The organism is Dellaglioa sp. CoH-57-MRSF-19 (assembly GCF_056781975.1).
The window spans coordinates 1-245 of the sequence record NZ_JBXAXW010000323.1; the positions used below are offsets into that span (position 1 = coordinate 1).

At 54.3% G+C, this 245-nt stretch carries 1 protein-coding gene; it reads right to left on the reverse strand.

Features of this window, described 5'->3' with window-relative positions:
* A partial coding sequence (locus tag AC1RO3_RS09355) for a hypothetical protein (protein WP_481764145.1) occupies positions 1-245 on the reverse strand: 245 nt, incomplete at both ends.

The window sequence follows — 245 nt, forward strand, 5'->3', positions numbered from 1 at the left end:
TTCAGAATCCACTTGAAGGCTTCCGCATCATCCTCACCGAGCTGGCCACGGAAGTCCGAGGGGCGCGATTCCTGCCCCAGCAGATCATCGAGTAGTCGCTGACTGTCTTCCTTTTTAACGGTCGTGACCTTGATGCTCTTGTTATAGAGCCGCACCCACGAACCTTCCAGCTTGGAGCCCGACAAGAACTCGAAATGCAGGTGGTGCGAAAGTTCGTGAAGGATACAGTACACCCAGTCCTTCTC